We start from the raw sequence: 14084 nt of genomic DNA, 5'->3' as shown, positions 1-14084 counted from the left end.
CTGATGACCCGAGCACGTAAGACCCCCGGACGGATTGCTTTCGTGGGCTCAGGCCCCGGTGATGCTGGACTGCTCACCGTCCGGGCCAGGCATGTGATCACCAACGCATCGCTGGTGGTCACCGATCCGGACGTACCCGCCGACATCGTCGGGATGGCCGCCGAGGGAGCCGAGGTGCGCCCCGCGGTGGGCGACCCGGCCGACGTGGCGCTGGACCTGGCCAACGAGGCCAAGACCGGCCGCCCCGTGGTCCGGCTGGTCGCCGGCGACCCGCTGACCGCCGACGCGGTGGTGCGCGAGGTGCAGGCGGTCGCCAAGACCGACGTCGCCTTCGACATCGTTCCCGGCGTTCCCGCAGGCTCCGCCGTGCCCGCCTACGCGGGTGTCGCGCTGGGCGCGGTGCACGCCGAGGTAGATGTCCGCGGCGACGTCGACTGGGCCTCGCTGGCCAAGGTGCCGGGCGCGCTGGTGCTGCACACCGCGGGCAGCCACCTGGCCGAGGCGGCCTCCGCGCTGGTCGAGCACGGCAAGGCCGCGCAGACCCCGGTCGCGGTGACCGCGTCGGGCACCACGGTCCAGCAGCGCACCATCGACACCACGCTGGCCTCGCTGGCCGCCGACGCCGGTGAGCTGCAGGGGCAGCTCGTGGTGACCATCGGCGACGTGGTGTCCGAGCGCCATGGCCTGTCGTGGTGGGAGTCCCGCGCGCTGTACGGCTGGAAGGTCCTGGTGCCCCGCACCAAGGAGCAGGCCGGCTCGATGAGCGAGCGGCTCTGGTCGCACGGCGCCGTCTCGCACGAGGTCCCGACGATCTCGGTGGAGCCGCCGCGCAGCCCCGCGCAGATGGAGCGCGCGGTCAAGGGCCTGGTCGACGGCCGCTACCAGTGGGTGGTGTTCACCTCGACCAACGCCGTTCGCGCGGTGTGGGAGAAGTTCCGGGAGTTCGGGCTGGACGCCCGCGCCTTCTCCGGCGTCAAGATCGCCTGCGTCGGTGAGGCCACCGCGGAGAAGGTCCGCTCCTTCGGCATCAACCCCGAGCTGGTGCCCTCCGGGGAGCAGTCCAGCGAGGGCCTGCTGCAGGACTTCCCGCCGCACGACGACATCCTGGACCCGGTGGACCGGGTTCTGCTGCCGCGCGCCGACATCGCCACCGAGACGCTGGCGGCCGGTCTGCGGGAGCGCGGTTGGGAGATCGACGACGTGACGGCCTACCGCACGGTGCGGGCGGCGCCGCCGCCCGCCGAGACCCGCGAGATGATCAAGACCGGTGGGTTCGACGCGGTCTGCTTCACCTCGGCCTCGACCGTGCGCAACCTGGTCGGCATCGCGGGCAAGCCGCACGCGCGGACCCTGGTGGCCTGCATCGGCCCGAGCACGGCGGAGACGGCCAAGGAGTTCGGCCTGCGCGTCGACGTCCAGCCGGAGGTCCCGCAGATCCCGGTCCTGGTCGACGCCCTCGCCGAGCACGCCGCCCGCCTCCGCGCCGAAGGCGCCCTCCCACCCCCGAAGAAGGCCAAGCGGGCCCGGAGGTCTTGACGCTCCAGGTGGGCTTGAGGCCCCCGATGGGGCCTCAAGTGGTGCGAAGCACCATCCGCCCGCAGGGCGGATGACGCCTCGTGCACCTTTCCGGCGTGTCGGGTGGGTCGGGGTCCAGCCTCGGCCCGCCGGGCCGGGATGTCGGCTCGTGCGCCTTTCCGGCGTGTCGGGTGGGTCGGGGTCCAGCCTCGGCCCGCCGGGCCGGGATGTCGGCTCGTGCGCCTTTCCGGCGTGTCGGGTGGGTCGGGGTCCAGCCTCGGCCCGCCGGGCCGGGATGTCGGCTCGTGCGCCTTTCCGGCGTGTCGGGTGGGTCGGGGTCCAGCCTCGGCCCGCCGGGCCGGGATGTCGGCTCGTGCGCCTTTCCGGCGTGTCGGGTGGGTCGGGGTCCAGCCTCGGCTCACCGGAGTCCGGAGTCCGGGGACGGGGTATGGCTCGGACACTCCCCGGTGTGCCGGACGGGGCGAGGCTTCGCCTTGGCCCCTCCGGGGCCGGGACGACGCCCTCAGACACTCCCCGGCGTGTCGGAAAGGCCGACCGCCGCCCCCAGTAGGTCGACCCCGTGTTCCGCTCCGCGGCCGGAGGCCAAGCCGCGTCCGCGGCTCCGCTCCGCCTGCGGACCGACGCTGCCGCGTCTGTCCGCAGGCTGCGGCTCCGCCGCAGCCTGCGGACCGCCGCGAGCCCGCGGCTCCGCCTCCGGCGGACGCCAGACGGCTCCGCTCCGCTCCGCCTGCGGACCGACGCTGCCGCGTCTGTCCGGCGCGCCCGGCGGACCAGGCCGTGATCCACCGCCGGACCGAGCCCTCCCGGCCCGCCCGGACAGACGCTGCCGCGTCTGTCCGGACCCGGGTCCGACCCCCATCCGCCCCCGGGCGGATGATGGACCGCGGGATCCGCCGGTGCGCCCCCGGCGCGTCCCGGCCCGACCTCCATCCGCCTCCGGCGGATGCAGTCCTCCGCCCGGAGGGACCGGCCCGCGCGGCCGGTCCCTCCGGGCGGAGGACCAACCTGAAGACGAGCAGTTCGCGAGGAAGCCCATGTACCCGTCGCACCGTCCGCGTCGCCTTCGCAAGAACGCCGCCGTCCGCCGCCTGGTCTCGGAGACCTCCGTGGAACCCAGGCAGCTCGTGCTGCCGATGTTCGTGCGGGAGGGCATCACCGAGCCGATGCCGATCCGGTCCATGCCCGGCGTGGTGCAGCACAGCCGGGACTCGCTGCGCAAGGCCGCCGTCGAGGCGGTGTCGGCCGGAGTGGGCGGGCTGATGCTGTTCGGCGTGCCCGCCGAGCGCGACGCCGTCGGTTCGGCGGGCACGGACCCGGACGGCATCCTCAACGTCGCACTGCGCGACCTGTCCGCCGAGGTCGGCTCCGACACCGTGCTGATGTCCGACCTGTGCCTGGACGAGTTCACCGACCACGGCCACTGCGGCCTGCTGGACTCCGACGGCGCGGTCGACAACGACCGGACGCTGCAGGTGTACGGCGAGATGGCGGTGGTGCAGGCCGAGTCCGGCGCCGACGTCGTGGGCCCCAGCGGGATGATGGACGGCCAGGTCGGGGTCATTCGCGAGTCGCTGGACGCGACCGGCTTCTCCGACACCGCCGTGCTCGCCTACTCGGCGAAGTACGCGTCGGCGTTCTTCGGCCCGTTCCGCGACGCGGTCGACTCCCAGCTCAAGGGCGACCGCAAGACCTACCAGCAGGACCCGGCCAACGGCCGGGAGGCGCTGCGCGAGGTGGACCTCGACCTGGCGGAGGGCGCCGACATGGTCATGGTCAAGCCCGCCATGTCGTACCTGGACGTGCTGCGCGACATCGCGGGTGTCGCCGACGTGCCGGTCGCGGCCTACCAGGTGTCCGGGGAGTACTCGATGGTCGAGGCCGCGGTCGCCAACGGCTGGCTGGACCGGGAGCGCACCGTGCTGGAGTCGCTGACCTCCATCCGGCGCGCGGGAGCCGACATCGTCCTGACCTACTGGGCGGTCGATGCCGCGCGTTGGCTGAAGGCGGACCGGTGAGCCAGGTCGACGCCTTCGGCCGCCCGGTCGAACCGAAGACCCCCACCCCGCCGCGCTGGCTGCTGCTCGCGCGGCGGCTGTGGGTGGCGGGGGTCCTGGTCGGCTTCGCCGGCTCCTTCGTCCGCCTCAGCGACCGCTCGGCGCTGGTCGCCGACCTGCGGCAGCACTCCCCGGAGCTGCGCCAGGACCAGGTCGACTCCGCCGTCACCAGCGGTATCGCCTCCTCGCTGATGATGTCGGCGCTGAGCCTGCTGGTCTACGTGATGCTGTCGACGCGGATGGTCCAGGGCCGCAACTGGGCGCGGATCGTGCTGACCGTGCTCGGCGGTCTAAACGCGCTGGGCACCGCGATGCTGTTGCTGCTGATCGGCGCGCTCGGTTTCGACATGGTCAACCGGCTGGCGGGCGGCACGTTCACCGGCGTGGACATCGCCTTCTCGGTCGTGATCATGTTCGTGAACCTGGCCGCGATCGTGCTCATGTTCCACCCGGAGTGCAACGCGTACTTCCGCGAGCTGCGCGGACGCGGCCCCAAGCAGGTCGTTCGTCCTTAGACGGGCCGGTCCGGCGTTCCTACCGTCGGGGTATGACTACTCCGGACCAGCCCTGGCAGCAGCCGTACTCGGCGCCGCCCCCGCCCGACCGGGAGTCGGCGGTGGCGCGGCCGCCGGACTCGGTCACGCTGTCGTTCTGGATGGGCATCGCCAGCGTGGTCGTCGGTTTCGCGATGATGCTGGCGTCGTTCCTGTCGATCGACGACGCCGAGCTCGGCATGATCCTGCGGGAGGCGCAGTCGCCGGAAGTGCAGCTGTCGGTGCAGGAGGCGCGCACGATCTACACCGCCTTCGTGGTGGGCTCGATGGTGTTCATGGCGGTCGTGGCGGCGTTGTGGATCATGTTCCTGTTCTTCATGCGGCGCGGGCGCAACTGGGCGCGGATCGTCATCACCGCGGTCGGCGTCACCTGGTTCGCGCTGACCGGCCCGGCGCTGCTGGGCGGCTCCACCGGTGGTGCCACCGCGATGCTGCTGGCGCTGCTGCAGATGCTGGCGGTCGGCGCGACGGTCGTGTGCGCGTGGCTGACGCCCTCCAACCAGTACTTCGCGACCGCGAAGCACCGCTGACCGGCCGCGTCGTCGCACGAGCAACGGTTGTGGCCGATTCGGTGGACAACCGTCGCTCGCGGTTCCTACTGTCTCTGCTGTGACATCTCCACAGGGTCCTTGGCAGCAGGGCGGGTACCAGCAGTACCCGCAAGGGGGACAGCAGTACGGGACGCCTTCGGGCGGCTTCCCGGTGCAGGGAGCACCTGGTTACGGGCCCGGGCAGATGAGCCCCTACGCGGCACCGCAGGTGCCCGCGCACGAGCTCGTGGGCGTCCGGCGGCCCCAGACGGTCAACCTCGCGTTCTGGGTCGCCATCGTCAACCCGCTGCTGTTCACCGTCCTCACCGCCGTGGTCATGCTCATGGCGATGCAGGCCCTCAGCGGGGCGATGCCGCAGGGGGACGGCATGGACGAGCTCCGCAACGCCATCGGCTACACGATGATGATCGTGATGGGGATCTTCATCTTCTTCTACCTGATCCTGACCGGGCTCTGGATCGCGTTCGGGTTCAAGCTGCGCGCCGGGCGCAACTGGGCCCGCATCACGCTGACCGTCCTCGCGTCGATCTGGGCCGTGGCGTGCCTCACCGGACTGGTGAGCGGGCCGGTCAACCTGACGGGGAGCGAGGGCTTCGAGCTGCCGGGCGGGCTCATGGCCATGAGCTACGCCACGAACGCGCTCGGTCTGATCGGCTGCGCGGCCTTCATCGCGCTGGTGTTCGTCAAGCCGTCGAACTGGTACTTCCAGGCGGCGAACCACCGGGGCTGAGTCTCGGCAGCAGGGGGCGCGGACGGTTCCGGCGGAACCACCCGCGCCCCCTGCGCTTTTCGGCGCTGCTAGGAAGTGGGCATGAACACCACACCCGACCGCGACGGCCCGCCGCGCCAGCTCCTGGTGGCGATCCTGCTGTGGTGGGTGGTGGCCGCCCTCGTCGTCGTGCGCGTGGCCGGCATGTGGCTCGACCGCGCCGAGATGCCGGCTCGCCTCGTCCGGCAGGGTGCGGTCGTCCCGGAGCACGCCGCGCAGCGGGCGTGGGAGCTGCTGACCCTCAACACCGCTGTGCAGGTGCTCTTCGTGCTGGTTTACTGCGCCACGACCCTGCTGATCCGCAAGCGGCGGCCGTGGGCGCGCATCGTGCTCACGGTGTGCGGCCTGCTGCACCTGGTGGTGACGATGTCCGCCGGAATCTCGAACCTCCCGCTCGCCGTCGGCCTGGTGGCGGCGCTGGTGCTGCTGTGGTGGCCGGTCAGCGGCGAGTGGCTGACGGGTGAGCATGACTGAGCCCGTCCTCTACGCCGAACGGGGCGCGAGCTGGTGGCCCGTGCTGTGGGGCCCGGTCTTCGCGCTCGTGGGCATCGCGGTCGAGCTGCTGACGCCCGGACCGAGACACCTGGTCGCCTGGCTGCTGCTGGCGGGAGCCCTCGCCGCGGCGGCGACCGTGTGGGTGTACGGCAGGCGCAAGGTCTGCTCGGTGCGGCTCACGCCCACGACCCTCGCGGTCGGCCGTGAGGTGCTGGAGGTCGAGCGGATCGCCGCGGCGACCGATGTCGGCGCCCCGGTCGGTGCCCGGGTGCTCGGCGGCGGCTGGACCGCGCCGAAGGGCACCGGCGAGGTGCCGCTGCGCCTCACCGGCGACCGCGTCGTGCTGGCATGGGCCCGCGATCCCGAAGCCCTGGTGACGGCCCTGCGGAGGCTGCTCCGCGAGGAGTGATCGATACGCGGAGCAGTTGGACGACTGCGTTCGGTGATCGACAGTCTGATCGAAAGGCCCGGCGGAGGCAGTCCTGGAGGAAGTCCTCAGCGGCAGCAAAATGCCCCGGGTGGCATGCAAAGCAGAGGCGCCCCGGGGCTCACGCCTTGAACACTACCACGAGAAAACCGGCCCGCCGCAACCATCATCATCCTTCTGAGGGACTACATGCACACCGAAGCTCTGGACTGGGTCCATGGTGCCCTTTCCACGGCCAGATTCGACCGCTACCGCACGGCTGCCGACGGTGACGCCGAGGTGGCGCTGCGCCTGTACCAGTGGAACATCGAGCTCTCCGAGGCCTTCTATGGTCCGCTGCACTGGCTCGAAGTCAGCCTGCGCAACGCCCTGAACGAGCGCCTGCGCCGCCGTTTCGGCCGGGACGACTGGTGGGCGGTCGCGCCGCTGCGGTCCAACGGTCAGCACAAGGTCGCGCACGCCAAGCACAAGCTCAGGCGCAAGGAGGTCGTCGAGCCCACCGCGGACGACATCGTGGCCGAGCTGACCTTCGGTTTCTGGGTGTCGCTGCTGAGCCGGTCCAACGACCGGGACTTCTGGATCCCGGCGCTGCACGGTGCTTTCCCGCACTACTCCGGTCCACGGGACCAACTGCACCACGACCTGATCCGGATGCTCGACCTGCGCAACCGGATCATGCACCACGAGCCGATCTTCGACGGCGACCTCACGACCCACCGCGAGCGGATCTTCCGCCTGCTCGGCTACCTCTCGCCGCACGTGGTCGCCCAGGTGCGGCAGCACGACCGCGGGCCAGAGGTGCTGATGCGTTGGGGCGGTGCGGGGGGAACCGGCCACGCGGGGCATTCGTGAGAGTCTTTCCGATGTGACTGTTCCGGAACCCTGGCCCGCGGACGGGCCGAGGCTGAGCGAGGAAGAGCTGGAGCGCCCGCGGACGCCCGCGCCGCTGCACCAGCCCTGGCGCGGTGTGGTCGCGGCGGCCGAGGTCGTGGTCGCGGTGCTGCTGGTGCTGCTCGCCTGGTGGGTCTGGGGCAAGGCGGCGGTGTCGATCCCGCTGCCGGTCGACAGCGGTGTGGCGGACGCGTCGACCAGGCTCATCGGCAGCCGGATCGGGATGGCCGTCGCGGTGGCGACGCTGGCCGGGCTGCTGGTGCTGGACGCCGGTCGCCACGCCGTGCTGGCGGTGCGCACCCGCACGAGCTGACTCAGGGTGACGTCGAGCACACCCGGCAGCCTGTCAGACTGGGTGTCGTGACTGCTGCGAATCCCGCATCGACTCCGAACCCCGAAAGCGCTCCGCGTTCGCGCGAGCTGTTCGACCGGGCGCTCGCGGTGACGCCCGGCGGTGTCAACTCGCCGGTGCGCGCGTTCCACTCCGTCGGTGGCACCCCGCGGTTCATGGTGCGCGGTGCAGGCGCCTACCTGTGGGACGCCGACGACAACCGGTACGTCGACCTGGTCTCCTCCTGGGGACCGATGATCAACGGCCACGCGCACCCGGACGTCGTGCGGGCCGTTCGGGAAGCGGCCGCGGGCGGCCTGTCGTTCGGCACCCCCGGCGTCGGGGAGATCGACCTGGCCGCCGAGATCATCGACCGGGTGGGCCCGGTCGAGCAGGTGCGGCTGGTCAACTCCGGCACCGAGGCGACGATGAGCGCGGTGCGGCTGGCGCGCGGGTTCACCGGCCGCCGCAAGGTCGTGAAGTTCGCCGGTTGCTACCACGGGCACGTCGACGCGCTGCTGGCCAGCGCCGGCTCCGGGGTGGCCACCCTCGGCCTGCCGACGACGCCGGGCGTCACCGGCGCGCAAGCCGCCGACACGATCGTGCTGCCCTACAACGACCTGGACGCGGTGCGCTCGACCTTCGCCGAGTTCGGCGACGAGATCGCCTGCGTGATCACCGAGGCGGCCGCGGGCAACATGGGCGCGATCGCCCCGGCGGCCGGCTTCAACGCGGGACTGCGCGAGATCACCAGCTCCGCCGGTGCGCTGCTGATCATGGACGAGGTCATGACCGGCTTCCGGGTCTCGGCCGCGGGCTGGTTCGGCATCGACGGCGTGGCGGGCGACCTCTACACCTTCGGCAAGGTCATGTCCGGCGGACTGCCGGCCGCGGCCTTCGGCGGACGCGCCGACGTCATGGAGCGGCTCGCGCCTTCCGGGCCGGTGTACCAGGCGGGCACGCTGGCGGGGAACCCGGTGGCCGTCGCCGCGGGCCTGGCGAACCTGCAAGCCGCGACCGCCGAGGTCTACGCGGCCCTGGACCGCAACGCCGAGCGGCTGGGCGAGCTGCTCGGGTCCGCGCTGAGCGCCGAGGGCGTCCCGCACCAGGTGGCGTTCGCGGGCAACCTGGTCAGCGTCTTCTTCTCCGAGGACCCGGTGCGCGACTACGCGGGCGCGCAGGCGCAGCAGGCGTGGCGCTTCCCGGCGTTCTTCCACGCGCTGCTGGAGCGCGGCATCTACCCGCCGCCGAGCGCGTTCGAGGCCTGGTTCGTCAACGCCGCGATGGACGACGCCGCGTTCGACGCGATCGCCGAGGCGCTGCCGCACGCCGCCAAGGCCGCCGCGGCGGCGACCGAGCCGGGGGCCGGGGCATGACCGACGAGTCCAGGACCGTCGTGCACTTCATGCGGCACGGCGAGGTGCACAACCCGGAGGGCGTGCTCTACGGCAGGCTCCCCGGCTATCGCCTGTCGGACCGCGGTGAGCAGCAGGCCAAGCTCGTCGCGGAGTTCCTGGCCGGACGGCGTGTGACGCACGTGGTGGCTTCGCCGCTGCAGCGCGCGCAGCAGACCGCCGGGCCGATCGGGGCGATGTTCCACCTGGACGTTGCGACCGACAACCGGCTCATCGAGGCCGACAACCGGTTCGAGGGCCTGAAGGTGTCGGTCGGCGACGGCGCGCTGCGCTCGCCGCGGCACTGGCCGAAGCTGTGGAACCCGCTGCGCCCCTCGTGGGGCGAGCCGTACCTGGAGATCGCCCACCGCATGCTGGCGGCGGCGCACCGCGCCCGTGCCGCGGCGGAGGGCGGCGAGGCGGTGTGCGTCTCCCACCAGCTTCCGATCTGGACGCTGCGGCGGTTCCTGGAGGGCAAGCCGATGTGGCACGACCCGCGCCGCAGGCAGTGCTCGCTGGCGTCGCTGACCAGCCTGGTCTTCCAAGGCGAGGAGCTGGTGCGGGTCGCCTACGTCGAGCCGGCGGGCGGTACCGACCCGAAGGTGACCGGGGCATGAGGCGGCTGTTGGTCAGGGCCGCGCTGGCGCTCAGCGCGGTGGCGCTGGTCGGAGGCTGCGCCACCGCGGGTGAGGACGCGGTGGCCAAGGGCGGCGAGTTCACCTTCGTCTCGCCGGGCGGGCAGACGCGCATCTTCTACCCGCCGCAGGAGCGCGGCAGGCTCACCAGCCTGCACGGGGAGAACCTGCTGGAGAAGGGCCAGGATCTCGGGATCGCGGACTTCCACGGCAAGGTCGTGGTGCTCAACGTGTGGGGCTCCTGGTGCGGACCGTGCCGTTCGGAGGCCGACGACCTGCAGGCGGTGCAGGACAAGACGGCGGCGCAGGGCGTGCAGATGCTCGGCGTCAACGTGCGCGACAACCGCTCGGCCGCCGTGGACTTCCACCGCGACCGCGGCCTGACCTACCCGTCGATCTTCGACCCGTCGGGACGGTCGCTGCTGGCGTTGAAGAACTTCCCCCGCAGCACGGTGCCCGCGACGATCATCCTGGACCGCCAGCACCGGGTGGCGGCGATCTTCCTGACCGACCTGCTGGAGAAGGACCTGCTGCCCGAGGTGCAGCGCATCGCCGCCGATCCGTAGGCCGCATCCGAAGTGCCGCCCGGGCCGCCGGGCCGAGTCGCCGGGCAGTGGCGGCGCGGTCGCCTGGTATGTGCAGGTCTGTCCGGATCGGCATGAGGGCCTTCAGGGCGATTGCGCAGGTCACGTGCGGCCGAGTGGCCGATGTCCCGAATTCGGGGGACCTATGGCCCTGGCGGACCAGGCCGGAACCTGGGCCAACGCCCTCACCAGGCACGACTGTGCGCGGGCTCACCCGGCCCGGTGACGGTGTCCCCTCTTGACTTCCCTACCCTCGAAGCCGTGGACCCCACTGAGCTCGCCGCGTCCGGCCCGCTGCTGCTCGCGGCCGGTGTGGCCGTGCTCGCCGGGGCGATCAGCTTCGCCTCGCCCTGCGTCGTGCCGCTGGTGCCGGGCTACCTCGCCTACCTCGCGGGCGTAGTGGGCGCCGAGGCGCCGCCGGTCGACGAGGCCCAGGCACGGGAGGCCCGCCGGGGCCGCTGGCGCGTGGCCGGTGCGGCCCTGCTGTTCGTCGCGGGCTTCACCGCCGTCTTCTCCGCCGGGACGCTGCTGCTGCTCGGCCTCTCCGACGCCCTGCTCGCCAACGAACTGCTCCTGCAGCGCGTCGGCGGCGTCGTCACGGTCGCGATGGGGCTGGTGTTCCTCGGGTTGATCCCCGGTCTCCAGCGCGACATCCGCATCCACCGGGCGCCGAACGCCGGGGTCTGGGGCGCTCCGCTGCTCGGTGCCGTGTTCGGGCTGGGCTGGACGCCGTGCCTGAGCCCGACGCTGATCGGGGTCATCTCGGTGGCCTCCGGGACCGAGGCGGGCGGCTCCGCCGCGATTCGCGGTGTCCTGCTGGTCGCCGCCTACTGCCTGGGCCTGGGCGTCCCGTTCGTCGTGCTCGCGCTCGGCGCCCGCTGGGCGGTGCGCAGCACGGACTGGCTGCGGCGGCGCGGCCGGGCGATCCAGCTCGCCGGCGGCGCGCTGCTGGTGATCGTCGGCCTGATGCTGGTCACCGGCCTGTGGAGCGACCTGATCGCGCTGCTGCGCGAACCAATCTCCGGATTCGAGACCATCCTCTGATGCCTAGTCCAGTCAAGACCGCGGTCGCGTTCCTGCGCAACACCTGGCGCGGGCTCACCTCGATGCGCACCGCGCTGGTGCTGCTGTTCCTGCTGGCGCTGGCGGCGCTGCCGGGCGCGCTGATCCCGCAGCGGTCGCTGAACCAGCGCGAGGTCGACAGGTACTTCGCCGACTACCCGACGCTCGCGCCGTGGCTGGACGAGATCGGCGCGTTCGAGGTGTTCAGCTCGGTGTGGTTCGCCTCGATCTACGTCCTGCTGTTCATCTCGCTGGTCGGCTGCCTGCTGCCGCGCTGCTTCGAGTACTACAAGCAGCTGCGCGGCAGGCCGGTCCGCACGCCGCGCAACCTCGCCCGGATGCCGCACCACGACAAGTCCACTGTGGACGCTTCGATGGACGAGGTGATGACCGCGGCCAGGAAGCGGCTTCGCGGCTGGCGCACCGAGGAGCACGAGGAGGAAGACGGCTCCCGCTCGATCAGCGCCGAGCGCGGCTACCTGCGGGAGGCGGGCAACCTCGTCTTCCACTTCGCGCTGGTCGGCCTGCTGGTCGGCGTCGCGGGCGGCAAGCTGTACGGCTACGAGGGCCAGGTCATCGTGATGGCCGACGGGTCGGAGTTCTGCAACTCCGGCACCTACAACTACGACTCCTTCCGCGCCGGGCTCACCGTCGACGGAACGAAGCTCTCGCCGTTCTGCGTCCGGGTCAACGACTTCGGCGTCGAGTACCTGCACACCGGCCAGGCCCAGAGCTACAAGGCGAACCTGGAGTACCAGTCCGGTGAGGACCTGGAGACCGGCACCTGGAAGCCGTACCTGCTTGAGGTGAACCACCCGCTGCGCACCGCGGGCGACCGCGTCTACCTCTCCGGCAACGGATACGCGCCGCAGTTCACGGTGACCTTCCCGGGCGGTGAGAAGCGCACCGGGCTGGTGCAGTGGCAGCCGGTGGACATCACGACGATGCTTTCGCAGGGCGCCACCAAGTTCGACCCGCCGGGAGTCACCGACGAGGCGCAGCGGCGGCAGAACCAGCTCGCGGTCACCGGGCTGTTCGCGCCGACGGCCTCCTTCGACGGCGCGCTGGTCACCTCGCGCTTCCCCGACAATCTCGATCCGGTGGCCGCCGTCGACGTGATGCGCGGCGACCTCGGCCTGGACTCCGGGCGTGGGCAGTCGATCTTCGGGGTCGACCAGTCGATGGTCGAGCAGGGCCGCCTGAACCGGGTGGCCCGGCAGAACCTGCGCCCCGGCGAGGAGCTCCGCCTCGACGACGGCACAACGATCCACTTCGACGGGGTGCAGCGCTGGGTCAACCTCCAGATCTCGCACGACCCCTTCCAGCCGTGGGTGCTCGGGTTCGCGATCGCGGTCATCTTCGGCATCGGCGCCTCGCTGAGCATCAAGCGGCGCCGGATCTGGGTGCGCGTTCACCCGCGGGGCGGCGACGGCGAGGGCGGGCGTAGCGTTGTCGAGGTCGGCGGACTCGCCCGCACTGATCAGGCCGGTTATGGCGAGGAGTTCACCAGGCTGGCCGCGGACCTGCTCGCCACCGGCGAGCGTTCACCGGAATCACGCACGAGGGCTGAGACCGTGCGCGAAAAGGAGCACTGATGGCGGTCAACCAGGCGCTGTCGACCTACAGCGACATGGCGTACGCGACTTCGGTCGTCGTCTACATCTTCGCGATGCTGCTCTACTTCGGCGAGTTCGCATACGGGCGTCCCGCCAAGGCCACCCACAAGCGGGAGTCGGCGCTGGTCGGTGCCGGCGGCGGGTCGACCGGCGACGCGCGGGTCGGCCACGTCGAGCAGCCGCACCGCCGGCCGCTGCCGGAGCGGCTCGGCGGCATGGCCGTGGCGATGACCGTCCTCGGCGCGCTGGTGCACGCCGCCTCGCTCGGGCTGCGCGGTTTCGCGACCGGCCGCGTGCCGTGGGGCAACATGTACGAGTTCGGCTCGGCCATCTGTCTCGCGGCGGTAGTCGCGTGGCTCGTCGTGCTGCTGCGCCAGCTGCGCACCGAGCGCCGCGACGCCACGCCCGCGCAGCTGCGCGGACTCGGCGGCTTCCTGCTGCTGCCGATGATCATCCTGCTGTTCCTGTCGGGCACCGTGCTCTACGCCAAGGCGGCGCCGCTGCAGCCCGCGTTGCAGTCCTACTGGATCATCATCCACGTCTCGGCGGCGATCGTCTCCAGCGGCGTTCTGCTGTTCGCCGGCGTGGCCAGCGTGCTGTTCATGCTCCGCTCGCGCTACGAGAACAACCCGCTGAAGATGCGGAAGTTCGGTTCGCGGCTGCCCACGACCCAGGCGCTGGACCGGATGGCCTACCGCACCACTGTGATCATCTTCCCGGTGTGGACCTTCGCGATCATCGCCGGCGCGATCTGGGCGGAGGCCGCGTGGGGCCGGTTCTGGGGCTGGGACCCGAAGGAGACCTGCTCGTTCGTCGCGTGGGTCGTCTACGCCGCATACCTGCACGCCCGCGCGACGGCGGGCTGGCGCGGCGTTCGCGCGGCGTGGATCAACATCTCCGGCCTGGCGGTGATGATCTTCAACTTGTTCTTCATCAACATCGTTGTCGCCGGACTTCACTCGTACGCTGGACTGTGAGCGCGTGATCGACGGCGGGTGGCGGCGGCCGCCCGCCGTCCGCCGGGACGACCGGGACGGGCGCCGGGTGCTGGTGACCAGCGGAATCCGGTGGACCGGACGGCGGTCGGCGGCGGATTCCGCCCGACGACCCCCGATGACGTGGGGGCGTGCCTGGGACTACGGTCCCAGGCGGGGGTCGGAGGGTCTGGATTCGGTCCTGGACGGG

General features: G+C 71.7%; 15 protein-coding genes. All 15 read left to right on the top strand.

What is annotated here, in order from left to right:
• Positions 1-3 precede the first annotated feature (3 nt).
• The 15 genes from HUO13_RS34970 to ccsB all read left to right on the top strand — a co-directional run bounded on the left by HUO13_RS34970 (position 4) and on the right by ccsB (position 13876).
• Positions 4-1536, top strand: a complete 1533-nt coding sequence (locus HUO13_RS34970) for a uroporphyrinogen-III synthase (RefSeq protein ID WP_211899117.1) — start codon at positions 4-6, stop codon at positions 1534-1536.
• A 1034-nt stretch (positions 1537-2570) separates the two neighbouring features.
• Complete coding sequence (hemB, locus tag HUO13_RS34965; protein WP_211899116.1) at positions 2571-3551, top strand: porphobilinogen synthase; 981 nt, start codon at positions 2571-2573, stop codon at positions 3549-3551.
• On the top strand, positions 3548-4105 hold the full coding sequence (locus tag HUO13_RS34960; RefSeq protein WP_249124299.1) for a hypothetical protein: 558 nt from the start codon (positions 3548-3550) through the stop codon (positions 4103-4105). Before hemB ends, HUO13_RS34960 begins: the two co-directional genes overlap by 4 nt.
• A 32-nt stretch (positions 4106-4137) precedes the next feature.
• On the top strand, positions 4138-4674 hold the full coding sequence (locus tag HUO13_RS34955) for a hypothetical protein (protein WP_211899114.1): 537 nt from the start codon (positions 4138-4140) through the stop codon (positions 4672-4674).
• Positions 4675-4753: 79 nt separating this feature from the next.
• Positions 4754-5425: a hypothetical protein gene (locus tag HUO13_RS34950; protein WP_249124298.1), complete on the top strand. Its 672-nt coding sequence runs from the start codon at positions 4754-4756 to the stop codon at positions 5423-5425.
• 81 nt (positions 5426-5506) lie between these two features.
• Positions 5507-5938 carry a hypothetical protein gene (locus HUO13_RS34945; protein ID WP_211899113.1) on the top strand — a complete coding sequence of 144 codons (432 nt, stop codon included), beginning with the start codon at positions 5507-5509 and terminating at the stop codon, positions 5936-5938.
• Positions 5931-6368 (top strand): hypothetical protein, encoded by a 438-nt coding sequence (locus HUO13_RS34940; protein WP_211899112.1) that lies wholly within the window; start codon positions 5931-5933, stop codon positions 6366-6368. The genes HUO13_RS34945 and HUO13_RS34940 overlap by 8 nt, the downstream gene beginning before the upstream one ends.
• Positions 6369-6575: 207 nt before the next feature.
• Positions 6576-7238, top strand: coding sequence for a hypothetical protein (locus HUO13_RS34935; RefSeq protein ID WP_211899111.1), 663 nt, complete (start codon positions 6576-6578; stop codon positions 7236-7238).
• A gap of 13 nt (positions 7239-7251) precedes the next feature.
• A complete protein-coding gene (locus HUO13_RS34930; RefSeq protein ID WP_211899110.1) occupies positions 7252-7590 on the top strand; it encodes a hypothetical protein in 339 nt (112 codons plus the stop codon).
• Between the two features lie 47 nt (positions 7591-7637).
• The gene (gene hemL, locus HUO13_RS34925) at positions 7638-8984 is read left to right on the top strand and encodes a glutamate-1-semialdehyde 2,1-aminomutase (RefSeq protein WP_211899109.1); all 1347 of its coding nucleotides are present in this window, start codon (positions 7638-7640) and stop codon (positions 8982-8984) included.
• The gene (locus HUO13_RS34920; RefSeq protein ID WP_211899108.1) at positions 8981-9619 is read left to right on the top strand and encodes a histidine phosphatase family protein; all 639 of its coding nucleotides are present in this window, start codon (positions 8981-8983) and stop codon (positions 9617-9619) included. The genes hemL and HUO13_RS34920 overlap by 4 nt, the downstream gene beginning before the upstream one ends.
• Entirely contained in the window at positions 9616-10203 is a 588-nt protein-coding gene (locus tag HUO13_RS34915) for a TlpA disulfide reductase family protein (RefSeq protein ID WP_211899107.1), read from the top strand. Before HUO13_RS34920 ends, HUO13_RS34915 begins: the two co-directional genes overlap by 4 nt.
• 279 nt (positions 10204-10482) lie before the next feature.
• A complete protein-coding gene (locus tag HUO13_RS34910; RefSeq protein ID WP_211899106.1) occupies positions 10483-11265 on the top strand; it encodes a cytochrome c biogenesis CcdA family protein in 783 nt (260 codons plus the stop codon).
• Positions 11265-12878: a cytochrome c biogenesis protein ResB gene (resB, locus tag HUO13_RS34905; protein ID WP_211899105.1), complete on the top strand. Its 1614-nt coding sequence runs from the start codon at positions 11265-11267 to the stop codon at positions 12876-12878. The genes HUO13_RS34910 and resB overlap by 1 nt, the downstream gene beginning before the upstream one ends.
• A complete protein-coding gene (ccsB, locus tag HUO13_RS34900) occupies positions 12878-13876 on the top strand; it encodes a c-type cytochrome biogenesis protein CcsB (protein ID WP_211899104.1) in 999 nt (332 codons plus the stop codon). The genes resB and ccsB overlap by 1 nt, the downstream gene beginning before the upstream one ends.
• Positions 13877-14084 lie beyond the last annotated feature (208 nt).

It is taken from the genome of Saccharopolyspora erythraea (genome assembly GCF_018141105.1).
Taxonomy (GTDB): domain Bacteria; phylum Actinomycetota; class Actinomycetes; order Mycobacteriales; family Pseudonocardiaceae; genus Saccharopolyspora_D; species Saccharopolyspora_D erythraea_A.
Note: the sequence above shows the minus strand (reverse complement) of the source record. Positions and strands in the feature narration are given on the sequence as shown.

What these genes read in the sequence shown, in the direction of transcription:
- hemB (WP_211899116.1), top strand. Translation starts at nt 2,571, where the DNA reads ATGTACCCGTCGCACCGTCCGCGTCGCCTTCGCAAGAACGCCGCCGTC.
- HUO13_RS34935 (WP_211899111.1), top strand. Translation starts at nt 6,576, where the DNA reads ATGCACACCGAAGCTCTGGACTGGGTCCATGGTGCCCTTTCCACGGCC.
- resB (WP_211899105.1), top strand. Translation starts at nt 11,265, where the DNA reads ATGCCTAGTCCAGTCAAGACCGCGGTCGCGTTCCTGCGCAACACCTGG.
- ccsB (WP_211899104.1), top strand. Translation starts at nt 12,878, where the DNA reads ATGGCGGTCAACCAGGCGCTGTCGACCTACAGCGACATGGCGTACGCG.
- HUO13_RS34955 (WP_211899114.1), top strand. Translation starts at nt 4,138, where the DNA reads ATGACTACTCCGGACCAGCCCTGGCAGCAGCCGTACTCGGCGCCGCCC.
- HUO13_RS34920 (WP_211899108.1), top strand. Translation starts at nt 8,981, where the DNA reads ATGACCGACGAGTCCAGGACCGTCGTGCACTTCATGCGGCACGGCGAG.
- HUO13_RS34970 (WP_211899117.1), top strand. Translation starts at nt 4, where the DNA reads ATGACCCGAGCACGTAAGACCCCCGGACGGATTGCTTTCGTGGGCTCA.
- HUO13_RS34915 (WP_211899107.1), top strand. Translation starts at nt 9,616, where the DNA reads ATGAGGCGGCTGTTGGTCAGGGCCGCGCTGGCGCTCAGCGCGGTGGCG.
- HUO13_RS34940 (WP_211899112.1), top strand. Translation starts at nt 5,931, where the DNA reads ATGACTGAGCCCGTCCTCTACGCCGAACGGGGCGCGAGCTGGTGGCCC.
- HUO13_RS34945 (WP_211899113.1), top strand. Translation starts at nt 5,507, where the DNA reads ATGAACACCACACCCGACCGCGACGGCCCGCCGCGCCAGCTCCTGGTG.